Source organism: Candidatus Pelagibacter sp. HIMB1587 (genome assembly GCF_052047775.1).
Lineage (GTDB): Bacteria > Pseudomonadota > Alphaproteobacteria > Pelagibacterales > Pelagibacteraceae > Pelagibacter.
In genome coordinates this window covers 91930-114416 of record NZ_JBNAJJ010000001.1, presented here as the reverse complement: position 1 = coordinate 114416, position 22487 = coordinate 91930, and the positions used below count along the sequence as shown (strand labels likewise).

Below are 22487 nucleotides of genomic sequence, written 5' to 3'. Positions count from 1 at the left end.
TGAAAAACTATCTAACTAGTAGTTACATTTTGAATTAAAGAAGCACTATTGTTTGTAGGCTTATTTACATCTTTTGAAACTTCATGAAATATAAGATTTGGTGATTTACGTTCATTAAGAAACGCTGATCCTTGTAATTCTAAATTTAGATATCTATTAACATCCGCTTGATTAAGAATAACTGGTTGACGGTGATGAATTTCCTTAATATTTTCTTTTGCTTCTTCTGTAATTAAACAAAACTGACCATCTTCAAATATCCCTGCAAAATAAATGGTATTAGCATCTTCACGAGTAAAGTAATGAGGAGTTTTTTCTTTCTCTTCCCTCTTCCATTCATAAAATCCATCTGCAACAGCAACACATCTATTGTTTTTAATCAATTTTTTAAATGAAACCTTTTCATCAATTGTCTCAAGTCGTGCATTAATCAGAGCTTTAAAATCTTTATCTTTTGCCCAGCTTGGAACTAAACCCCATTTCAAAGCTTCTAAAGTATTTCCATTTTTATATTTTTTTATAACTGGAAGTTTTTGATAAGGATGAGCATTATAGTTTTCATTATCCTCAACCTGAATTGCAGATTTAACTAGAGTACTAGTTTTGGTAACTGGATTTTTAACAACGTATCTTCCACACATTTTAAATTGTTTGTTCTTTCATTAAATCTTCGATTTGTTTTATCATAATTTCTGGAGATCGCATGGAAGGATAAATCTCTTGCGCTTGTTTGTAGCTTCTAATTGCTTTTTCAAAATTTTTTAACTGAATATTTACTAAACCCTGCCCTGCTAAAGCACCAAAATGTCTTGGCTCTAATTCCAAAACTTTATCAATATCATCTTGTGATTTTTGATATTCTCCTAACATATAAAGTACAGTTGCTCTCTTATTCCAGGCTTCAGCCCAATTTTCATCAAGTTTTATTACTTCAGTAAATATTTCTCTTGCTATTTTTGGTTGTTGGTTTCTAACAAACATTGAACCTTCTTCTAAACGAGCAGTCAATTTTTCGTCAGTTGGATGAGTGCTCCATAAAGACCAAATTTCTTGTTCAACAATAGATGCTACCTTTGCTTTATTAACTTTAAGCTCATTGAATAATTGATTTAATTTTATATCTCGATCATTTGCAAAAGACTGCAATTGTGAAAATATTAAAATCAAAATTACTATAAATGACTTTTTCATAATCAAATATTAACAAATGTGAACAATAGAGTCTTTATTCTTAAAACAATATGATCATATTTTTACAACTTCAAAATGAATTTATAAATTTATTAAGATGAAAATTCTTAAGGTTTGTAACAATTGGTGGTTTCTTTTTTTATATTATAAATGCAAGTAATTAACTTAGGCTCAAATTGCATTTTTGGTGAACCATTATTTTCAAGATTGTACAATATTTTTTGATCATTTATTAAAATTGTACTCTCTAAATTAAATCCATTTGATAGATAATGATTTACTGTTCTAAGATTTCCGAGTGAGTCAGCAATAGCTGAAGAAAAAATAAAATTTAAACAAAATAATGTGATTAGTACTTTTTTCATGAAATTATTATTTCACTTTAAATTATTATATGGAAAAAAAAATATTTATTTATCAAAAATTCTCTTTATTGCTTAATAGATTTAAATATTTTGTTTATTTTTTAATTATTATTGCGACAATAGAAAATTAATGAATTTTTTTAAAAATTTAATTAAAGGTTATTACGGACTTGGAAAAACATTCTGGGTTTATGGAACTCTATACCAATTAATATTTAGCTTAATAATTTTTATAACATTTTTTTTTGCTTTAGATTCGATTGATAAATCTCTTATAAATTATAGTCAAAATCCTGAGTTAATTATTAAACAAATTTTTTCAAATATTAATAATTTTTACTCAACTATACTCGTAATAGAGTTGGCAATACTGTTGATTTATACATTAATAATTACTATTGCGATGTGGAGAAGTGCAAGTAATAATAAAAATTGGTTTTGGCCACGAGTGGTAAAAGTTTCTATAGCTCTTTCTATAATCTATTATTTATACAAATTGATAATATTATTAGAATTATTTGGTTAAAAACCATCAAGTGTTTTGATTTTTATTCTTACAGTTATAAAATAAGATTTCTTTTTCTTTTTCTTTTTGATTAATATTTTTTGTTATCTCATGAATAAGTTCTCCTGTTTTAAAAGTTAAAACAGCTGATTCAGAATAATTCTTATTATCATCAAGAGCTTGGATCAAAACGATATCTTTATTAGAAATTTTTACGTCTAATTCAATTTTATCAATAAAATTGGATAAATTTTTGATGTTTAATACATTTGGTGATTTAGACTCTATTACTAATTTAGTAATATCATCTCTCTTAATTTGATCTTTTGTAAACGTTTCAAAGTTATGATCTGGATTTTTTAAAATTACTTTTTCAAAAGCACATGTAAGATTTAAATTTCTATCTATATTAATATTTGTATTCTGTGCATTAGCAAAATTGGTAACTATTAATGAGATAAATAAAGCTATGTATATTTTCATTATTTTTACTAATCGTAGTCAGCATCTGTATCAATGCTATCACTACCTGTGTGCCAATCACCATGTTCACTTTGGCTCCACCCGCAGTCAGCTTTAGCATCATCCACGCTATCCGCAAAATATGATCCACCAATTGATTTATGAGAATAATCTCCTGTATCTCTATGAATAATTACTCTAAATCTTGCCTTAGACATTGGACAACCACCGCCTGATCCATAACCACCAGTAGATTTATAACAAAACATCTGGATCATACCTCTTTTATGGTTTCCCCAAGATTCATTATCAATTGTTATACTTGTCTTTTCTTTTTTCCATGGATTTTTAAAATCACCTTGAGCTACTCCAGAATTTAAAAAGTAATTTTTCATTGAAATTAAAAACTGTTTACACGTTGTGTCTCCATCTATCATGTCACCAGTAAGGGTATTACTATCATCATACTCAGGTGTAGCACTTCCTAAATCATTTTGAACAATAATAGTTTCAGTTTCCATATACTTACTAATTGTACTATAATTTTGCTCTAAAACTTTTGTTCTAGTAGAATCTACATAACTGTCATAGCCCACAATACCTACTCCCGCTAAAACTCCAATTATTGCAACAACAACTAAAAGTTCTACTAAAGAGAAACCATTTTGTTTATATTTCATAATTATTTAGTTATAATTTTTTTTGATTTATTACAACATCAACTAATATCGCTATAAGTAAATTTAGCATTGTAATTCCACATATAATTATAAAGCTGAAAAAATAAATCCAAGCCCACCAGTAAACATCTTGTAATGGTAGCATTACTTGTTCCCAACTAGATAGAGTTAAAACTTGGAACAATGTGATCATAGCAACACCAACGTCGCTCCATCTCTCAGGAATATCTGTGCTAAATAAAATTGAACCAATAGTTGCGTATATATAAAGAATTATGAACAATAATAATCCAACGTAAAACACTCTTTTGACCGAAGTAAGCAAAGCTTCAATGATTTTTTTTAATTCTGGAACAACTGAAATAATTCTCAATACTCTAAATACTCTTAATAATCTTAAAAGTAAGAAGCTAGAATTGTTAGGAATTGGAATTAATGAAATTAAAACAATTAAAGTATCAAATACATTCCATCCACTTTTAAAAAACTGTAGCTTTTTAGGTTCTCCAACAAATCTAATTATAATTTCAACTACAAAAAATATAGTAATTGAATAATCCAAATAATTGATTGCTTGTCTGGTTAAATCGCTTAATTCATAAGTGTTAACCCCAATTGTGATTGCATTTAATATGATAATTGAAATAACAACAAACTGAAAAATTCTGCTTTCTTTAAGATTATATAAAAATTTATTCATTTAATTTAAAATATTAATAATACTTTTTTTAATAGTTTCACTTACTTTAATTATTCCTTCTTTATTAGGATGAATTCCGTCTTGTTGATTTAAACTTGGATCAAGTGCAACACCTTCAAGTAAAAATGGTATCAAGGGTAGGTTATATTTTTTTGATAATTTTGGATAGATTGCATCAAACTTTTTTTTGTATTCAGCGCCATGTGTTGTTGGAGCAACCATACCTGCAATGATAATTTTGATTTTTTTATTATTGGCTATCTTTATGATTTCTTCTAAATTTTTCTCAGTTTCTTCTGGTTTTATACCTCTAAGCATATCATTGGCGCCTAAGCCTAAAATGATTAAGTCAATACCAGTCTCAGATAAACTCCATTCAGCAATGTTAAGCCCTCCTGAAGATGTACTCCCTGAAACACTGCTATTAATTACCTTTATATTTAAACCATCTTTTTTAAAATCATCTTCTAATACTACTGATAAGTGATGTTCTTTAGGTAAACCGTATCCAGCCATTAAACTATCACCAAATAAGACAACCTTTTCTATTGCACTTGCATTAATGTGCACTAGAAAGATTATCAAAATTTTAATAAATAAACTTTTGTTCATGAGTGCACTTCTTAAATTAAAAAAAATAAATCTCAAATACCAAACTGGTAAAGAAAGTATCAGTGTTTTAAAGAATATTGATCTTACCATTAAGAAAAAAGAGACAGTTTCTGTCGTTGGTGAAAGTGGATCTGGTAAAACCAGTTTAATCATGCTGGTTGGAGGGTTGGAAAAACCAACTTCAGGTAAAATTGTTTTTCAAGATCAAGAAATAACTGGTTTAAATGAAGATGAAGTTTCTGAAATTAGAAAGAAAAATATTGGAATTATATTTCAATCCTTTTATTTAATTCCAAATTACACAGCAGTTGAAAACGTTGCTTTAACACTAGAATTAAATAATTTTAAAAATCCTGAGAGTGAAGCAAAAAGTTTATTAGATAGATTTGGATTAAAGCACCGATTTAATAATTTACCTAGTCAGTTATCTGGTGGTGAGCAACAAAGAGTTGCAATTGCAAGAGCTATAGCAATGAAGCCTGAATTAATCTTAGCTGATGAACCTACAGGAAACTTGGACACTGAAAACTCATTAATGATTTCGGATATTCTATTTAAATATGTAAAAGAGGAAGGATCTTCTTTAATCATGGTAACGCACGATCCAAAACTTGCAAACAAAGCAAAAAGAAAAATCAAAATAAAAGATGGAAAAATTAAATAATCGATCTGAATTTAGTTTGATTTTTAAATATGCTTTGAAGGATTTAAGCAGAAACTATCACAAAATCTCATCTATAATTGTTACTCTATTTATCAGCCTCTTTATATTAAGTGCCATTTTTACAATTGAAGATAGTCTTAAAAAAGAACTAAACGATAATGCAAAAGCTTTATTAGGTGGTGATTTAGAAATTGATTACAATCGTAACCAAGGAAATTTGGAACTAGTTAATCAGGTAAAAGAATTTGCAATTGTATCTCAAATGATTGAGTTCAGTACAATGCTTTCAACAACTGGAAGAGAAAAAAACAAATCTTTATTCACGAGAATTAAAACAGTTGATGAAAAATACCCGTTATATGGCGAAGTAGTATTTGAACCCAAAGGTGCTTATGAGCGAATGCAAAAAGAACCAAACACTATTTTAATTAATGAAAGTTTGTCAAAGACACTAAATATAAAACTTAATGAACAAGTTAAAGTTCAAGACCAAAACTTTACAGTTATTGGAATTATAAAATCAGTTCCCGATGTTAGTGGATTTGTTGCTTTTGGTGATTGGGCGCTTGCAGGAAAACAAACCTTAGAGATATTAAAATTAAATGGGATTGGAAGCTTTTTAAACTATGAATATAAAGTTAAATTTAATGAAGGAGATAACTCTGAAGAATTAGAACAAAGAATTGAAAATATTTTTAAAGATGATCAAAAAGTAAAACTTCGTTATCCTGAAAATTCAGCAAGTGGAATAAAGAGAATAATTAATAATTTTTCACAATTTTTATCGCTTGTTTCAATAAGTGCGATGTTGATTGCTGGTATTGGAATTGCAAATACTCTTCTCTCTTTTATTAATCAAAACAATATGTCAATTGCAGTTAGAAAAGCAGTTGGATTTTACTCAGGAAATATAAAGACACTTTATTATCTTCAATTATTAATATTGTTGTTTGTAATCACAGTTGTTTCCTATGGCTCTAGTTTTTTAATAGTCCCTATCGCTGACAAATACTTATCAGATGGACTTGGATTAAATGTTTATCCAGTATTTTCTATAGTTAATTTTATTAAAATATTTTTAGTAGGTTTATTGGTGCTTGTAATATTTTCTATCCCAACAATAAGTTCAATTGACCAAGTAAAAGCATCTAATTTATTTAGAAATGTTTTTCAAAACCTACAATTTTATTATTCAAAAAAGTCTGTTGTTTTAAGTTTTATTTTGCTCTCTATTTTAGTTTTATTATTTACAGTTGGTTCAGAGCAACCGACTTACAGTCTTGGTTATTTTGCTGCATTTTTTGTGTGTTTGATTGTGTTTTTCTTTCTTTCAAGAATAATTATATTTTTTCTTAAAAAATTTAAATCAAGCTCCAATATTTCATTAAAGGTATCAATTAAAAATATCACTCAAACTAAAAGTATCACTCCAATTACTATAATGTCTTTAGGTTTAGGAGTTACTTTACTTTTAACATTGGCGTTAGTTGGAACAAATTTTCAAAGAGAAATTGCTAAATCAATTCCTGATATTGCACCTGATTATTTCTTTGTAGGAATTCAAAAAGGAGAGCGTGAAAAGTTTGAGCAAGGAATATTAAAGATGGATCCAGATGCAGACATTGAAGTTGTTCCAATGGTTTCATCTGGAATTACAAAAATTAATGGCATTAATCCAAATACTTATATTAAGCCTGATAATGATAGTTATTGGGTAATTGGAAGTGAAAGAAGATCTTCATGGGTGGGAGATGTTCCTGAAGACAATCCATTAATTGCTGGAGAATGGTGGGATTTAAATAAACCTAATCAACTTCAAATATCTTTAGATGCTAAAGTTGCAAGAGATTTTAACATTCAATTAGGAGATATTTTTACTCTAAATATATATGGAAGAGAAATTGATGGCGAAGTAGTTAATTTTAGAGAAGTTGATTATCGAGATTTAAGTATTAACTTTGCAATGCTATTTAATCCTCAGTTTGCTCAAAATATTCCTCATGAATATTTAGCAACAGCAAAATTTAACTCTGATAAATTTGATGAAACTGAAATGCTAGAAGTTATGCCTAGCTTATCCATGATAAAAATTGCAGATTATCTGACAAAAGTAACAGCTGTTTTAAATAAAGTATTCATTGCAGTTACTCTAATATCAGCTGTAACTATTGTGATTGGTTTAATTGTTATTTCAAGTGCAATTATGGTTCAAGGTAAGGTCAAAGAGTATCAAAACTTAGTATTTAAAATTCTAGGCTTTTCAAAAAAAGAAATAATCCTCTCATCATTGATAGAATTTATCATTATATTTAAATCAGTCATACTGATTGCAATATTTTTTGCAGTAATTGGTTCAAAATTTATTATGGAAAATATCTTTGAACTTGTATGGATGTTTGATTTTAAAGTTTTAATCTACTTAGGTTTTTCAATCGGATTTGTAACATTGATATTGATTATGTTAACAAATTTAAAATATCTAAATCCAAAAGTTTATCCTTTGATTAGAAATCAATAATTAAAATTTTGTAATTTTACTATCTAAAGCAATTACATTTAATTCCACTTTTAGTTTTGGAAATCTTTTTTTAATTTCTTTTTTAAGTTTATTGAATGAATCTTGGTGTATTTTTTTTTCATTTGCAAGTGTAAATTCTTTTTTTCCATTAGCAATTTTTGCAGCACCACAATCTTTGTGATTTATAACAATAAGCTTTTCGATTTTATGAAGCTGTATTGAAGTTCCAAGATTATCATAAAAAGTATTATGCCATTTTTTAAATTTATTGTGTGTGACCCCTACTGCAGCACCAGCAATAGTAAAAGCACTGTACTTACCAGTTAATTTTTTTTTCTTTAAATGATTGTGAACTAAATGTTGAAATCTTGGGTCCATACAAGATAACACCATTGCTTTGAACTTTGACTTCATGAATTAAACTCCACTTTATACATTGCCTCATTCCTTCTATTCATTGGAAGGGTAAAAGGACTATCATATGTAGCTCTAATAGGTGGACTTATAATTGAAATATTATTTTTGTTTAACTCTTTTTCAAGAATTTCTTTATGTTTTATAAAATTTCCATCAGAAGCACGACCAGAATATCTAAGCACAGCATAATATCCTCCTTCAATATTTACTATTCTTACATCATCTCTACTGGGATTGGGTACATTATCTGAATTAAACTTTGAAGGTAAATAAAACTGCATAGTCATATTCCCATTTTTTTCTACTTGAGTAACTGGAGTAGTCATTGCTATCTTTTCTTGAGCATCATTTCTTCCAGAAATATAATTAAATAATTTTCTAAAATTACTATCTATTCCAGCTCTAGAGGTTTCAACTGCTAAACGATCAGAATATTTTCTAATCTCATAAATTTCATTTTTATCTACTACCTCATACTTTGCTTCTTCATTAGCCATCACAATAGAATACGGTAAAACAAAGAAAGTACAAAATAGAAGAATTAATAGTTTTTTTAACTTCATGGTTAAATAACTTTATATTCAAAATTTTGTGTAGTTTCATTAATTTGAACTAATTTTGCTCCATTTCTTTCATGAAAATTCGTTGCCATTTCTGTTAAAGGTGAGAGTGTTACTAATCTATTTAAATGATTAGATTTTTTTATCTTTTTAAACACTTCTTTTACAATTAACTTTCCTCCACCCTTTTTCTTTGACCATACAGTATAAGCAATAGCAATTTGACCACCTTTTTGATCTCTCATTGCACTTTGTAGAAAAGCATCAGTACTTAATTTTTCAAGTTCATCGACACTTTTAGGAATTTCATTAGTGTAAGCAAAACACATAACAGCATGAATTTCGCCTTGATACTCAACACCATAAATTTTTCTTCCAAATCCTGTTCTAAATTCATTATCTAATTCTGGTCGAACTGGATCTTCCTCTACATTACATTCTTTAAGTTCAACAAGTTTAGCACCATTTACCCAACCAAAAAAATTATCAATCTTTTTATTAAGTACTTGTTTATTTTTTCTTAAACGAGCTTTTATTCTAGGATTAAATTTTTTTTTCATATTAAATAATCATATAAAAGTTTTGAACTACTTATAAAAATTAAAATATATAAAATATTATAAAATAATTTTTCATTTATAATTTTAATTAATCGATAACCAATTAGTATTCCTATAAAAGCAAGAGGAAATAAATATACAGATTGTTTAAATGTCACTAAATTGGTCATTGAAAGATTAATATATAAAGGAAGCTTTATTAGATTTACAAAAGTAAAAAATATAATTCTTGTTCCTACATAAATTTCTTTCTGCATCCTTAAAGGAAGCATATAAACACTTACAGGTGTTCCTCCTGCATGGACACAGAAACTTGTAAAGCCAGCTATGACAGAACAAATACTTCCTTTGATAGAATTTTTTTGAGATTTGGCTTCTTTATCTTTTTTAAAAAAAAAATAATGACCTGCAAAAATAAATCCCATTAAACCAATCATAAATTTTAATAATTCTTCAGAAAAATATGTGAACGTGAAAGAAGCAATGAATATTCCTACAGCAGCAAATGGAACCATTAACTTTAAAGTACCTAAGTCATATTCTTTTCTATATTTATAAACTGCAATAAAATCTGAAAATATTAAAATTGGTAAAATTATTCCTAATGCTTGGTTCAAAGGCATTACAATTGTCATTAATGGAATAGATATTAATGTCATTGATCCACCCAAACCTGACTTTGCAATACCGTACAAAATTATTGCTGGTACTACTGTGAAGAAAAATAATAAGTTTATTTCCATTTGTTTAATGAATTTAATAGTTTTGATCCTAAAGGACTAATTGGTTCTTGAAGAATTATTTCTTTTCCTGTTTTTTGTTTAACTAGCTGTAATAATTTTGTTGCTATTCCCTTTTTTCTAAAAATTGGATTAACGAAAATGTACTCCACTTCTCCCTTTTCATTAAATCTAACAAACCCTAGTGTTGTATTTTCATTTTTATAAGTAAAAACACCATCCGCTTCATCTAATTTATAAGTAGATAAATCAATGCTGTTCATAAATCCTAGTAATTAAGGAGCAAAAGGATAATTGCTATTGCAGCAACTATAGAACTAACAACGATATAATTAAGCTTAATATTGAACTTTTTATCAACGAAATCAGTTATTTTTTCCCAAAATAATACGATCAGAAAAATTATTATAGCAGGTAAAATATATTTAATCATAGTTTAAGATTTATCGTCACTGACATAAACAGAAACCCCACGACTATTTAAGTCAACATCGAATTTTTTATGTAGTGGTGGAAATGCTCTTTGTGAACAATCTAATCTGTCACAGGTTCTACATGAAACACCAATAGGAATTTCCGTTGATTTATCATTAATGTTCATATTTTCAGTATAAATAAAATCTTTTGCATATTTTGCTTCGCAACCTAAACCAATCGATAATACATTTTTAGATTGTCCAAATCTTCCAATTCCTTTTTCCACAGTTTTTGCAATACAAACATATTTTTCACCATTATTCATTTTGCTAACTGCCGTATGTAAAACTCCTGGAGTAGTGAATGCAGTGTAAACATTCCATCTTGGACATGCTCCACCATATCTTGGTATATCAATTCCAGATAGAGAAAATCTTTTTGAAATATTTCCAGCCATATCAACTCTTAAGAAATGAAATGGAATACCTGGTAGTTTTGGATCTTGCAAACATGTAACTCTGTGAGCTACTTGTTCAAATGAAGTTGCAAATGTATTTTGCAATAGCTCTAAATCATATTTTAGTTTTTTACATTCAGAATGAAATAGTTTGTATGGCATCAAAATTGCAGCACCACAATAATTTAACAAAGCAACTTTAGTAAGTTTTTTTGACTCTTCTGATGGAAAACTAAATTTAGTTAAATAATATTCGACATCTTTAATAGCACCCATTTGTGCAACTTGAGATGCTGCATGTAATTTTTTGGTTTCTATAGAACTATAATCACTAAGCAATAACTCTTTTTTATTTTTGTTATAAATTTTTGAAAATGGTTTGTTCTCATCAGGAATAACATCTTTAACAGTAATTGAATATTCTGACTGTAAATAATCGCACAAAGATAAATATCTTGTTCGATTATTTTTTTGAATTTTGTTAAAAACTTTATTTGCAAATTCTTCTAACTTCGGAAAATAATTTTTATTCTCTTGAAAAAAATCAACAACAACCTCTCCAGGAAAAGAATTTTTTCTATTATCTACAATTTTACCTGAAATTTTTTCAATCTTACTTATTAATTCATGATCTTTTTTTTTAAGAATATCTCCAAGTCTTACAATTGCTTTTCCAATCTTTGGGTTGGTGCTTACTAGATCTTTTACCTCTGGACCTAAAATATCTAAGTCTTCAAATAAACTATCATCTAAAATTTCAGAAATTGTATTTTGAAGATTGATATCTGTCTTTGATGTAAGATCTGATAATTGAATATTTAGTTTTTCACAAACATTTAAAAGTAAATCGCCATCTATTTTTCTTTTACCGCTTTCAATTAAGTTCAAATAACTAGGAGAAATGCTTAAATCTTCAGCTAATTTGTTAGCTTGTAGTCCAAGTTGTCTTCTAAAAGCTCTTATTTTTGGCCCTATTTTAAGATCTATTTGACTCATTTTACTATTTGTAAATTTTGTAAATTTATTTTTACAATATTTTTTCCTTATTTACAAAGCTTTTTAACGTTTTTAATAGATTTTGTAAATTTTGTAAAATATATAATATACATGGATAAAAACTTAAAAAACCCAGAAAATGAAGCTCAAATCATCAAAAAAGAGGATTTAGATCACCATCATAGTAAAGGAATTTACATGAGAGATGATCATTGTGATTGGGGTTCAAGTGGAATGAGTGAACTAATCGAAGCTTTAAACGATAGTAACTAATTCAACTTTTTCAATTTTCTTAAAAAAAGGATTATAAATAATGAGTGCAGAGAAAATCTCTTATGAGTTAAAAAGATATGCTGGTATCAAACGAGACTACACTGATCAAGAAGTGGAGAGATTAAGAGGTTCAATTAAAATTGAATACTCACTTTGCAAAAATCAATCTGAAAAACTTTGGAAATTATTAAATACTGAAGCTTATGTTAATACACTTGGTTCTTTGTCAGGTAACCAAGCTGTTCAACATGCAAAAGCTGGATTAAAAGCAATATATCTAAGTGGTTGGCAAGTTGCAGCAGATGCAAACACTGCTGGAGAAATGTATCCAGATCAATCTTTATATCCTTATGATAGTGCTCCTAAGTTAGTTGAGTCTATGAATAACTCTTTAATTAGAGCAGATCAAATTCAGCATATGGAAATGCAAGATGGTGACATGAAACCTGAAGAAAAAGTTGATTATATGCTTCCAATTATAGCTGATGGTGAAGCGGGTTTTGGTGGACCATTAAATGTATTTGAATTAACTAAAAAATTTATAAGAGCTGGTGCTGCAGGTGTTCACTTTGAAGACCAATTAGCTAGCGAAAAGAAATGTGGTCATATGGGTGGAAAAGTTCTTGTTCCAACCGGCACTATGGTCAAAAACCTAAAAGCTGCAAGATTAGCTGCTGATATTGCAGAAGTTCCACTAATTATATTGGCAAGAACAGATGCTAATGCTGCAAAACTTATTACAAATGATTTTGATGAAAATGATAAACCATTTTTAACTGGCGAAAGATCTCCTGAAGGTTTTCATTATGTTAAAGATGGAATTGAACAAGCTATCTCTAGAGGTTTAGCTTATGCACCGTATGCTGATTTAATTTGGTGTGAAACAGCTACTCCTAATTTAGCTGAAGCCAAAAGATTTGCAGATGCAATTCATGAGAAATTTCCTGGAAAACTATTAGCTTACAATTGTTCTCCATCATTCAATTGGAAAAAACATTTAAGTGATGACGAGATTGCTTCATTCCAACAAGAAATTGCTAAAATGGGTTACAAATTCCAGTTCATTACTCTTGCTGGATTTCATACTCAAAACATTGCAATTTTCGAGCTTGCTGAAAAATATAGAAAAGAAGGTATGGCTGCATATTCTAGAATTCAACAACAAGAATTTGCTAGAGAAAAAGATGGCTATACTAGTGTTAAGCACCAAAGAGAAGTTGGTACATCTTATTTCGATGCAGTTTCAAATACTATTAGCAGCGGCCAAAGCTCAACAACAGCTATGGCTGGATCTACTGAATCTGAACAATTTTAAAAAAAATACTTTCCCTCTCCATTTTTTTTAGTAGCCCTTAATTGGGCTATTTTTTTATTTGTAATTAATACTCAGACTGTTAAGGGTCACAAATGTCTAATAAAAACTTTGGTTTTGGAACACAAATAAGAAAGTCTCCATATTTTGATGCTACTGTAAAATGGGGAGCAACAGGTTTTTCTGTATATAATCACATGTATATTCCAAGGGATTTTGGAAGTCCTGAGCAAAACTTTTGGAACCTTATTGAAAAATCAATTTTATGTGATGTTGCAGTCGAAAGACAGGTTGAGATCACTGGTCCTGATGCATATAAATTTACTCAGCTTTTAACTCCTAGAGATCTTTCAAAGTTATCAGTTGGACAATGTAAATATGTTTTAATTGTAAACAATGATGGCGGTATCTTAAATGATCCAGTTTTATTAAGACTGGCTGAAAATCATTTTTGGTTATCTTTAGCAGATAGTGATGTTTTGTTATGGGCACAAGGTGTTGCAGTTAACTCAGGTTTAGATGTTAAAATATCTGAACCAGATGTATCCCCTCTACAGTTACAAGGCCCTACCTCACAAGAAATAATGGTCAAACTATTTGGTGAAGATATCAGAGATCTTAAATATTATTGGTTAAGAGAATATGAACTTGATGGAATTCCATTAATTGTATCAAGAACTGGTTGGTCAAGTGAACTTGGTTATGAAATATATTTAAGAGATGGCTCAAGAGGTAATGAACTTTATGAAAAAATAATGGAAGCTGGTAAAGAACATGGTATTCAACCTGGTCATACATCCTCTATTAGAAGAATAGAAGGTGGTATGCTTTCTTATCACGCAGATGCAGATATTCATACAAATCCATTCGAATTAGGATTTGATCGATTAGTTAATTTAGATACTGATATAAATTTTATAGGTAAAGAAGCACTTAAAAAAATCAAGCAAGAAGGAATTAAAAGAAAACAAGTTGGTCTTATCATTGATTGTGATCCATTATCAGGACCAAACACAACTTTTTGGCAGATTGAAAAAGATGGCAAGAAAATTGGTAAGGTAACTTCAGCTGTATATTCACCTAGATTAAAAAAGAATATTGCACTTGCAATGATTGAAGTTAATCATACAGAATTAGGTAATAAATTAGATATAGAAACTAACGAAGGAAAATATTCAGCTACAATAGTAGAAAAACCTTTTTACGATCCAAAAAAGAAAATAGCTAGTAGCTAAGATTTAATATTGTATCCTTTTTTCAATAGAACTGTAACCACAGTTACACATGACATCAAAAATACTACCATTGAAATAACACTCACCCAAATATTGAAATCTGAAACACCATAAAAGGCAAATCTTAAACCATTAATTAAATAAACAACTGGGTTAAAATAAGTAACTGTTTGCCAGAACTCAGGCAACATATCTAAAGAATATAAACTACCACCTAAAAATACCATTGGCGTGATAACTAAAGTTGGAATGATAGACATTTGCTCAAAATTAGAGCTCATTAAACCAATTAAAAAACCAAATAGAGCAAATGTAAATGCTACTAATACTAATAAAAATATCATTAACAATGGATACATTACTTGGACCTCAACAAAGAAAGTTGATGTTAAAAATATAACTAATCCAACAATAAGAGTTTTAGTAGCGCCAGCGCCCACAAAAGCTAAAACAATTTCAAAAGTTGAAATTGGTGCAGCTAAAATTTCATAAATAGTTCCATTAAATTTTGGAAAAAATATCCCAAATGAAGTGTTACTGATTGATTGGGTTAACAATGTTAACATTAAAAGACCTGGAACAATAAAAGATCCATAACTAATTCCATCAATTTTTTCTACATAACCACCAATTACAGAACCAAAAACAATAAAATAAAGTGAGGTTGATAGAACAGGTGAAAACAATGATTGCATCAATGTTCTCTTAAATCGATCCATTTCATGTAAGTACATTGCTCTAAATGCGTAATAATTAAACTTCATTGTTCTCCTTTACTAATGTAACAAATATTTTCTCTAAAGTAGTTTGTTCAGTTTTTAAATCTTGTAATTTTAAATTTGCATCTTTTAAATCTTGTAACAAGTTAGTTATTCCAGTGCTTTTAGCTCTAACATTATATGTGTAATTAATTGATTTCTTATCTTCTCCAACTTCTAGATTATACTTATCTAAACTGCTTGGGATTTCAGTAATTTCTTCTTGAAGATCCACTGTAAGCTTTTTATGTCCCATTTTTTTTAATAATTCTTTTGTTTCATCAACAACAATGATTTCTCCTTGATTGATTACTCCTACTCTATCAGCGATCGCTTCTGCTTCTTCAATATAATGAGTGGTAAGAATAATAGTAACACCAGTTTTTCTTAGAGTTTCAACTACCTTCCACATATCTTGACGTAATTCAACGTCAACACCAGCAGTTGGTTCATCTAAAAATAATATAGTTGGCTCATGAGACAATGCTTTTGCAATTAACACTCGTCTCTTCATTCCTCCAGATAACTGTCTTAATCTTAAATCTTTTTTATCCCATAAGCTTAAGTCTTTTAAAATTTTTTCAATATGTTTTGGATCTGGTTTTTTTCCATACAAACCTCTTGAATAAGAGACATTGTTAAAAACTGTTTCAAATTGTTCTAAAGTTAATTCTTGTGGAACTAATCCAATTCTAGATCTTGTTTCTCTGTAATCATCAATGATATCAAAATCATCTACAGTAACTTTTCCTGAAGATGGTCTAACGATTCCACAAATGATGCTTATAAGAGTAGTTTTACCTGCACCATTCGGTCCAAGCATTGCAAAAATTTCCCCTTTTTTGATGTTTAGGTTTATTTTCTTTAATGCTTCAAAGCCATTATCGTAGACTTTTGATAGATTATTTATGCTTATTTGATCTGACATGGACAAGGCATATATAGAGACAATTTATTGTATTACAATATTTTAAAATTTGTTTACAACTCACCATTAATGAGAAAAATTTTTGTATTTACCTGTTTTATCTTTGCATTCACTACTAATGTGATGGCTAAAGAAACAACCTACACTAAAGAGTTGTTTGATAAGGCTTTAGCGGATGGAAAAGTTGTAGTGGTTAGTTCTTGGGTTAAATATTGTACATCTTGTGCCAGCCAAATGAAAGTTCTTGATAAAGCAAAAAATGATTTTGATAATATTGAATACTTTAAATTTGATGTAACAAATAAAGAAATAGCTAAATTTTTTAATGTTCAATATCAAACGACACTTTTAATTTTTAAAGATAATAAAGAAGTTTACAGAAGCATTGGTGAGACAACCAAAGAACTTATTTATGATGCTTTAAATTCAGTGATCTAAGTTAATTACTTTTCAATTTCAAAATTACTGCTGGCAAAAAAGTTGCAATAACAAAGGATAAAAATAATAAAGATTGTGCAACAAAAGGTGAAAATAGATCTTTAGACATCAATACCCCAACTAATAAACTCTTAGAAAAATCTGGATAAGGAAACATTAAAAATCCACCAATTAAACCAATTATAATTGAAACATAAGCAATTTTTTCATTTACCTTGTTGTAAAAACTGTAAAAGACTGTGAACACAAACGCACAACAAAATAAATCTGCAAGTAAAAATAAATACAAAATATCAAATCCTTTTGATGCAACACCAAATGCAATCAATGACAAAAATACAATAAAGTATTTAGAAACTTTTAAATAATCTGTTTTTTTATCTAAATTAAAAGTTGCTTTACCATCTACAACAAACAAACTTGATATCGCATTAACCAATGTATCAACTGTTGAAATTGTTAAAGCTAATCCAAGAATAATAATAATTAATGATAGCATTTCGGTTTGTTCTTTTAACAATAAAGTAAAAAATCCTAAATCAGCTCTTGCTGATGGGTCTATAGAAAATGACACCATTCCAATAAAGCCCATTAAAAAAACTATCGGTACAATTACAAAAAACGAAATGATTAATGCTGATTTTAAAGTGTTGTAATCTTTAGCAGCATATACCCTTTGCCAATTTCCTTGGTGAAATAGATTAGTAGCTGCAACAGCTATAAAAAAAGTTAATCCAGCAGTATAACTTGGAATATAAGATGAACTTAACAATTGCGGATTTTTTTCTTTAATTAATGCAAAAGAAAAATTATCTCCTGTTGATGAACTGATAATTAAAATTAGAATTAATAAAAGAAAGCCAATAACAATCATTTGAATATTATCAGTAAAAATAGAAGCTCTTAGACCTCCATAAAGCGTATAAGTTAAAGTAGCTAAAAGCACTATTAATGCAGTAATCCAAAGATCTGTACCTGATAAATAATTGATTAAAACTGCAACAGCTGTCACCTCTGCACAAAGAAAAATAAACATGTAAAAAATTGTCATTAACAAAATCAGTTTAAACAAACTTTTTCCAAATTTTTTTCTCATAAATTCAATTAGAGATGAACCTTTTGGAAACTCAGATCTAATTTTTCTTCCAAAATAAATTAAGAAAATCATTGGAAAAGCTGTACCAAGTGCATAACCAATAACGGCCCCTATTCCTCCCCATGTGGCAGCAGCAACAGGGCCAAATAAAATCCATGCTCCTAAAGCAGATGCAACAAGACTTGTTGTTAATGAAAATAATTCAATATTTCTATTGGCTGTTAAATAATTACTTATTCCTTGGAATTTTTTAGAATGATAAATTCCTAAAACAGCAAATACCAAACTAATTACAATTACTAATGTTAATGATGATGATTGACTTAAAAAGTATGTGTTATCCATTTTATCCCTTTCTGAATTACCGGACAGGTTCTTTGGGTTTAATCTCAGTCTGTTAAGACACCCCTTTTTTTTAAATATATATTTAATTTTAAGTTTTTAAACTAATAATTTAAGGTATATTAAGAATAATGAGTTACAAAGCATCACCAAAAAGATATTCCAACATGAAATATAGAAGATGTGGAAAGAGTGGTGTTGATCTACCTTTAATAAGCCTTGGTCTTTGGCATAATTTTGGCGGTAAGCAACTTACATCAGAAGCAAAGAAGATGTTGTTTTATTCTTTTGATTCAGGGATTACTCATTTTGATTTAGCGAATAATTATGGTCCACCAGCAGGAAGTGCTGAGGCTAATTTTGGAAAAATTTTAAGTAAAGAATTTAAAAGATATAGAGATGAATTAATTATCTCATCTAAAGCAGGTTATGATATGTGGGAAGGACCTTACGGTGAATGGGGTTCTAAAAAATACATCATTGCAAGCTGTGATCAAAGTTTAAAGAGAATGGGATTGGATTATGTAGATATATTTTATTCTCATAGGTACGATCCAAATACACCATTAGAAGAAACAGCAGATGCTTTAGAACTTATTTATAGATCTGGTAAAGCACTTTATATTGGGATCTCTTCATATTCTTCAAAGAAAACTATTGAGATGTTCAATATTTTAAAAAAAAGAAACATTAAAATATTTATCCATCAACCTTCTTATTCATTAATAAATAGATGGTTTGAAAAAGACTTGGATAAAAATTTAATTAAATTAGGAATTGGAACTATTGCTTTTTCTCCATTAGCACAAGGAATGTTGTCGGATAAATATTTAAAAGGAATTCCAAAAGCATCAAGAGCAAGTGATCCAAAATCTGCATTAGATAAAAACTTTATAAACAAAAGAAACATAAAGATAATTTCAGATTTAAATCAAATTGCTAAAAAAAGAGGTCAAACATTATCGCAAATGGCTTTAGCTTGGGTGTTAAACAACAAAGCAGTAACTACAGCTTTAATTGGCGCAAGTAGTGTAAAACAAATTAAAGAAAATATTGAAAGTTTAAATAATTTAAATTTTTCTAAATCTGAACTTAAAGAAATAAATAAAAAAGCTAAAGACGGAAATATTAATAAGTGGGCAAGATCTAGTTCTTATTAAAAGAAGTGTTTTTCAATTAAATAATGAAGAGTAAAAATAATTAGAGAAGCACAAATAATTAGAAATACTCTTTCTTGATTACTCATTATTGTTGACCTTTGTGATTCATTATTTCGATCATACACTGAGTAGCATATTCTCTCCACTCTGTAGAATTCTTATTTTTTAGGCTATTTAAATGATCTCGGTTACTTTGAATATCATCTTTATGTTTAAGATAATCAGCACCATTTAAATTTGCTTCCATAGAAGAAAGGTTGGTTTCCATTGCTTTTATCCATTCTTTACCAAGCTCAACACATTTTTGATCATCTTTTTCATCACAGATTTGTTTGAAAAAATTAAAAATAACATCATCAGTATTAACTGAAGTGTTCATATCTTATTGCTCAATACAGGTTCCGATTGAGTCTGGACCACATGTCTTACCATTAGTCCAAGTAGCACCAATCAGATTTGCATTTTCAAAATTTGCATTAGTAATGTTTGCAGATGTAAAATTTGCTTCCATCAAATTTGCATTTTGAAAATTAGCTTCTATTAAAGTTGCTCCCATGAAATCAACTCTAGTTAAATTTGCATTAGTGAAATTCGTTTTTTCAAAATTGCCACCAATACTAATTGTTTCATAAAGATTAGCTCTAACAAATGTAGACTCTGGAAAAGTTCCAAAGGATAAATTTGAATTCATCATAATACTTTTATCTAAATTTACTTGTACAAAACTTGCAAAAGATAAATTTGAGTTTGGTAGATAACTACCTTGGAGATCCTGTGCATCTGAAAATCTGCATTTAGAATAATCTACACCATCTGTTAATGGATCATCACATGCAGCATTTGAATTTGAAACAAAAAAGAAGCTAAAGAATATTAAAAGAAGTATTTTTTTCATAATCAAAACTAACAAATAAAATATGTCAAAACAATGAAGGTTTATGCCTTTAAAAAATAATTTAACATTATAAATTAAAGTGTTTTTGAAGTATAAAAATCAACCTATGAAAGAATATAACATTGCATCAATAGCAGGAGATGGAATAGGAAAAGAAGTTGTTCCTGAAGGCTTAAAAGTATTAAAAGACGCTGCTGAAAAACATCAATTCAAAATAAATTTTACAGAATATGATTTTGCTTCATGTGATTATTATGAAAAACATGGAAAAATGCTTCCAGATGATTGGAAGGAAAAATTAGGAAAACATGATGCAATATTCTTTGGCGCAGTTGGAATGCCAGATCGAGTTCCAGATCATATATCTTTATGGGGATCCTTACTTCAGTTTAGAAGAGAGTTTGATCAATATATCAATCTTAGACCGGTAAAATTGTTTCCTGGAATTAATCCTCCCTTAGCAAATAAAAAACCAGGTGACATTGATATGTTAATTGTTAGAGAAAATACTGAAGGTGAATACTCGTCTGTTGGTGGAAGAATGTTTAAAAATACTGATAGAGAAATAGCTATTCAGGAAACTATCATGTCTGCGCATGGAGTAGATAGAGTTCAAAAATTTGCTTTTGAATTAGCTAAACAAAGAAAAAGAGGGAAATTAACGAATGCAACAAAATCAAATGGCATTTCAATTACAATGCCGTTTTGGGATGAACGTTTTAATGCAATGAAAGAAAATTATCCTGATATTGAAACAGATCAATATCATATTGATATTTTGGTTGCTAGATTTGTACTAAATCCTGAGTGGTTTGATGTTGTTGTTGCATCTAATTTATTTGGAGACATTCTTTCTGACTTGGGACCTGCTTGCACTGGAACTATTGGAATAGCTCCATCTGGAAACATTAATCCTGAAAATAAATTTCCATCTTTATTTGAACCAGTTCATGGTTCAGCACCTGATATTGCAGGAAAAGGTATTGCTAATCCTGTGGGGCAAATTTGGTCAGGAGCAATGATGTTAGATTATTTGGGAGAAAAAGAAGCATCTAATTCAATTGTTGAAGCTATTGAAAAATCTTTAAGTCAAAAAGAAAATAGAACTAAAGACTTAGGTGGAGAAGCTGATACCTTAAAATGTTCTAATTCAATATTGGCTAATCTTTAAATCTTAACCTTCTTACCAGTTTTTGCACTTTTTGTTATTGCTGCAAAAATCTTAAGAGAGATCAAACCATCATTACCATTAACTTTTGGCTTAACTTTTTTTGATACTACATCTGCAAAATGATCAATTTGGTTTACTAAAGTACTGTCGTCTTTTTTGTTTTTATCTTCGTTAACAAATATCTTATTCCACCAACTTCGCTCATTTTTATAGAACCAATATTTTAAATTAGGAAATTGCAATGATCCCTTAGTACCACCAATCATATATGCGGATTGATTAGTTATAGGATAAGCTGGATTTTCTCCTGCAGTTAACTCATAACTCCATGGAGCAACAATTGTATCTGATAAATTTAATGTACAAAGTGCACCTGAATTAAAAATTAAACTAATTGTTGCTGTATCTTCAACTGCAAATTTTCTAGTTTTGTTGGTTGTAAATGCTTGAACGTATTTAATTGAACCAAGTAAGTAGCAAATCATATCGATATCATGGACTAAATTAATTCCTAAAGGTCCGCCTCCTTTACTAATTCTCCATTTTTCTTTGTAATAAGCTTTGTGTTTATATAACCAACACAATACATTTGCTGAAACGATGTTTCCTAATTTACCTTTATCAATTAACTCTTTTACCTTTGATACAATAGAGTTATGTCTTCTATGATACCCAATTAATAACGGCGTTTTATTTTTATTAGCGCTACTAATAATTTTTTTAGCTGAATTAATATTATCTGAAATAGGTTTTTCTAATAATACTGGAATTTTTTTCTTTAAAAAACTGACTGTATGTTTTTCATGAAGTTGATTTGGAGTAGCTACAATTACTGCATCTAAATTCTTTGAATTTAAAAGTTCGTCTACATTTGAAAATAATGGGATTTTATATTTTTTTGATAAATTTTTTGCGTTGTTACTAATATCAACTATTGAATGAAGGTTTGCTTTTTTAGATTTTGAAATTGCCTTTATATGTTGCAATCCCATTAAGCCAGTTCCAACAATGGATATGTTTATTTTTTTATTCATT

At 28.7% G+C, this 22487-nt stretch carries 28 protein-coding genes; 9 read left to right on the top strand and 19 right to left on the bottom strand.

The features are described 5' to 3' along the window. Positions 1-11: 11 nt before the first annotated feature. From ACTTBE_RS00635 to ACTTBE_RS00625, 3 genes are all read right to left on the bottom strand, one after another. Positions 12-641 (bottom strand): SOS response-associated peptidase, encoded by a 630-nt coding sequence (locus tag ACTTBE_RS00635; protein ID WP_440676743.1) that lies wholly within the window; start codon positions 639-641, stop codon positions 12-14. A 1-nt stretch (position 642) separates the two neighbouring features. Further along, a complete protein-coding gene (locus ACTTBE_RS00630; protein WP_440676742.1) occupies positions 643-1191 on the bottom strand; it encodes a tetratricopeptide repeat protein in 549 nt (182 codons plus the stop codon). A 107-nt stretch (positions 1192-1298) separates the two neighbouring features. Then, positions 1299-1556 (bottom strand): hypothetical protein, encoded by a 258-nt coding sequence (locus ACTTBE_RS00625; protein ID WP_440676741.1) that lies wholly within the window; start codon positions 1554-1556, stop codon positions 1299-1301. A 130-nt stretch (positions 1557-1686) separates the two neighbouring features. On the opposite strand from ACTTBE_RS00625, the gene ACTTBE_RS00620 reads away from it, so the two are divergent. Continuing rightward, positions 1687-2082: a hypothetical protein gene (locus ACTTBE_RS00620; protein WP_440676740.1), complete on the top strand. Its 396-nt coding sequence runs from the start codon at positions 1687-1689 to the stop codon at positions 2080-2082. A gap of 6 nt (positions 2083-2088) precedes the next feature. On the opposite strand, the gene ACTTBE_RS00615 is transcribed toward ACTTBE_RS00620, so the two are convergent. Genes ACTTBE_RS00615 through ACTTBE_RS00600 form a run of 4 tightly spaced genes read right to left on the bottom strand, consistent with a single transcriptional unit; the run spans position 2089 to position 4515 of the window. After that, positions 2089-2544, bottom strand: coding sequence for a hypothetical protein (locus ACTTBE_RS00615; RefSeq protein WP_440676739.1), 456 nt, complete (start codon positions 2542-2544; stop codon positions 2089-2091). Between the two features lie 8 nt (positions 2545-2552). Continuing rightward, positions 2553-3203, bottom strand: a complete 651-nt coding sequence (locus tag ACTTBE_RS00610) for a pilin (RefSeq protein ID WP_440676738.1) — start codon at positions 3201-3203, stop codon at positions 2553-2555. Between the two features lie 10 nt (positions 3204-3213). Next, the gene (locus ACTTBE_RS00605; RefSeq protein ID WP_440676737.1) at positions 3214-3903 is read right to left on the bottom strand and encodes an ion transporter; all 690 of its coding nucleotides are present in this window, start codon (positions 3901-3903) and stop codon (positions 3214-3216) included. Further along, the gene (locus tag ACTTBE_RS00600) at positions 3904-4515 is read right to left on the bottom strand and encodes an arylesterase (RefSeq protein ID WP_440676736.1); all 612 of its coding nucleotides are present in this window, start codon (positions 4513-4515) and stop codon (positions 3904-3906) included. Between ACTTBE_RS00600 and ACTTBE_RS00595 the strand changes: the two genes are divergently transcribed. Both ACTTBE_RS00595 and ACTTBE_RS00590 read left to right on the top strand, forming a co-directional pair. After that, complete coding sequence (locus tag ACTTBE_RS00595) at positions 4514-5179, top strand: ABC transporter ATP-binding protein (RefSeq protein ID WP_262589421.1); 666 nt, start codon at positions 4514-4516, stop codon at positions 5177-5179. The two genes, ACTTBE_RS00600 and ACTTBE_RS00595, sit on opposite strands and share 2 nt — an antisense overlap. Further along, a complete protein-coding gene (locus ACTTBE_RS00590; RefSeq protein WP_440676735.1) occupies positions 5163-7697 on the top strand; it encodes an ABC transporter permease in 2535 nt (844 codons plus the stop codon). Before ACTTBE_RS00595 ends, ACTTBE_RS00590 begins: the two co-directional genes overlap by 17 nt. Here ACTTBE_RS00590 and ACTTBE_RS00585 read toward each other — a convergent pair whose 3' ends face one another. The 6 genes from ACTTBE_RS00585 to ACTTBE_RS00560 form a co-directional block, all read right to left on the bottom strand. After that, on the bottom strand, positions 7698-8111 hold the full coding sequence (locus ACTTBE_RS00585; protein WP_440676734.1) for a carbonic anhydrase: 414 nt from the start codon (positions 8109-8111) through the stop codon (positions 7698-7700). Next, positions 8108-8677, bottom strand: a complete 570-nt coding sequence (locus ACTTBE_RS00580) for an SOUL family heme-binding protein (protein ID WP_440676733.1) — start codon at positions 8675-8677, stop codon at positions 8108-8110. Before ACTTBE_RS00580 ends, ACTTBE_RS00585 begins: the two co-directional genes overlap by 4 nt. Positions 8678-8679: 2 nt before the next feature. Further along, positions 8680-9234 (bottom strand): hypothetical protein, encoded by a 555-nt coding sequence (locus tag ACTTBE_RS00575; protein ID WP_440676732.1) that lies wholly within the window; start codon positions 9232-9234, stop codon positions 8680-8682. Then, complete coding sequence (locus tag ACTTBE_RS00570) at positions 9231-9977, bottom strand: sulfite exporter TauE/SafE family protein (protein ID WP_440676731.1); 747 nt, start codon at positions 9975-9977, stop codon at positions 9231-9233. The genes ACTTBE_RS00575 and ACTTBE_RS00570 overlap by 4 nt, the downstream gene beginning before the upstream one ends. Further along, positions 9968-10237 (bottom strand): GNAT family N-acetyltransferase, encoded by a 270-nt coding sequence (locus ACTTBE_RS00565; protein WP_440614542.1) that lies wholly within the window; start codon positions 10235-10237, stop codon positions 9968-9970. The genes ACTTBE_RS00570 and ACTTBE_RS00565 overlap by 10 nt, the downstream gene beginning before the upstream one ends. A 173-nt stretch (positions 10238-10410) precedes the next feature. Next, positions 10411-11844, bottom strand: a complete 1434-nt coding sequence (locus ACTTBE_RS00560) for a helix-turn-helix domain-containing protein (RefSeq protein ID WP_440676730.1) — start codon at positions 11842-11844, stop codon at positions 10411-10413. A gap of 111 nt (positions 11845-11955) precedes the next feature. On the opposite strand from ACTTBE_RS00560, the gene ACTTBE_RS00555 reads away from it, so the two are divergent. From ACTTBE_RS00555 to ACTTBE_RS00545, 3 genes are all read left to right on the top strand, one after another. Then, positions 11956-12117, top strand: coding sequence for a hypothetical protein (locus ACTTBE_RS00555; RefSeq protein WP_440676729.1), 162 nt, complete (start codon positions 11956-11958; stop codon positions 12115-12117). A gap of 40 nt (positions 12118-12157) precedes the next feature. Then, positions 12158-13432: an isocitrate lyase gene (gene aceA, locus ACTTBE_RS00550; RefSeq protein WP_440676728.1), complete on the top strand. Its 1275-nt coding sequence runs from the start codon at positions 12158-12160 to the stop codon at positions 13430-13432. A gap of 92 nt (positions 13433-13524) precedes the next feature. Further along, complete coding sequence (locus ACTTBE_RS00545; RefSeq protein WP_440676727.1) at positions 13525-14664, top strand: glycine cleavage T C-terminal barrel domain-containing protein; 1140 nt, start codon at positions 13525-13527, stop codon at positions 14662-14664. On the opposite strand, the gene ACTTBE_RS00540 is transcribed toward ACTTBE_RS00545, so the two are convergent. Together ACTTBE_RS00540 and ACTTBE_RS00535 are read right to left on the bottom strand one after the other, a co-directional pair. Continuing rightward, entirely contained in the window at positions 14661-15428 is a 768-nt protein-coding gene (locus tag ACTTBE_RS00540) for an ABC transporter permease (protein WP_262589435.1), read from the bottom strand. The genes ACTTBE_RS00545 and ACTTBE_RS00540 overlap by 4 nt on opposite strands. Beyond that, positions 15418-16350 (bottom strand): ABC transporter ATP-binding protein, encoded by a 933-nt coding sequence (locus ACTTBE_RS00535; protein ID WP_440676726.1) that lies wholly within the window; start codon positions 16348-16350, stop codon positions 15418-15420. Before ACTTBE_RS00535 ends, ACTTBE_RS00540 begins: the two co-directional genes overlap by 11 nt. 69 nt (positions 16351-16419) lie before the next feature. Between ACTTBE_RS00535 and ACTTBE_RS00530 the strand changes: the two genes are divergently transcribed. Continuing rightward, positions 16420-16788: a thioredoxin family protein gene (locus ACTTBE_RS00530; RefSeq protein WP_440676725.1), complete on the top strand. Its 369-nt coding sequence runs from the start codon at positions 16420-16422 to the stop codon at positions 16786-16788. Between the two features lies 1 nt (position 16789). Here the strand turns inward: ACTTBE_RS00530 and ACTTBE_RS00525 are convergent, their stop codons facing one another. Beyond that, positions 16790-18229: a sodium:solute symporter family transporter gene (locus ACTTBE_RS00525; protein WP_440676724.1), complete on the bottom strand. Its 1440-nt coding sequence runs from the start codon at positions 18227-18229 to the stop codon at positions 16790-16792. Positions 18230-18357: 128 nt separating this feature from the next. Between ACTTBE_RS00525 and mgrA the strand changes: the two genes are divergently transcribed. Beyond that, positions 18358-19386, top strand: a complete 1029-nt coding sequence (gene mgrA, locus ACTTBE_RS00520) for an L-glyceraldehyde 3-phosphate reductase (RefSeq protein WP_440676723.1) — start codon at positions 18358-18360, stop codon at positions 19384-19386. 85 nt (positions 19387-19471) lie between these two features. On the opposite strand, the gene ACTTBE_RS00515 is transcribed toward mgrA, so the two are convergent. Both ACTTBE_RS00515 and ACTTBE_RS00510 read right to left on the bottom strand, forming a co-directional pair. After that, on the bottom strand, positions 19472-19765 hold the full coding sequence (locus tag ACTTBE_RS00515; protein WP_262589440.1) for a hypothetical protein: 294 nt from the start codon (positions 19763-19765) through the stop codon (positions 19472-19474). A 3-nt stretch (positions 19766-19768) separates the two neighbouring features. Further along, positions 19769-20281, bottom strand: a complete 513-nt coding sequence (locus ACTTBE_RS00510) for a pentapeptide repeat-containing protein (RefSeq protein ID WP_262589441.1) — start codon at positions 20279-20281, stop codon at positions 19769-19771. A 106-nt stretch (positions 20282-20387) separates the two neighbouring features. Here ACTTBE_RS00510 and ACTTBE_RS00505 point away from each other — a divergent pair, with 106 nt between their 5' ends. After that, positions 20388-21452 (top strand): tartrate dehydrogenase, encoded by a 1065-nt coding sequence (locus ACTTBE_RS00505; protein WP_440676722.1) that lies wholly within the window; start codon positions 20388-20390, stop codon positions 21450-21452. On the opposite strand, the gene ACTTBE_RS00500 is transcribed toward ACTTBE_RS00505, so the two are convergent. Then, positions 21449-22486, bottom strand: a complete 1038-nt coding sequence (locus tag ACTTBE_RS00500; protein ID WP_440652607.1) for a Gfo/Idh/MocA family protein — start codon at positions 22484-22486, stop codon at positions 21449-21451. The genes ACTTBE_RS00505 and ACTTBE_RS00500 overlap by 4 nt on opposite strands. Position 22487: the final 1 nt, after the last annotated feature.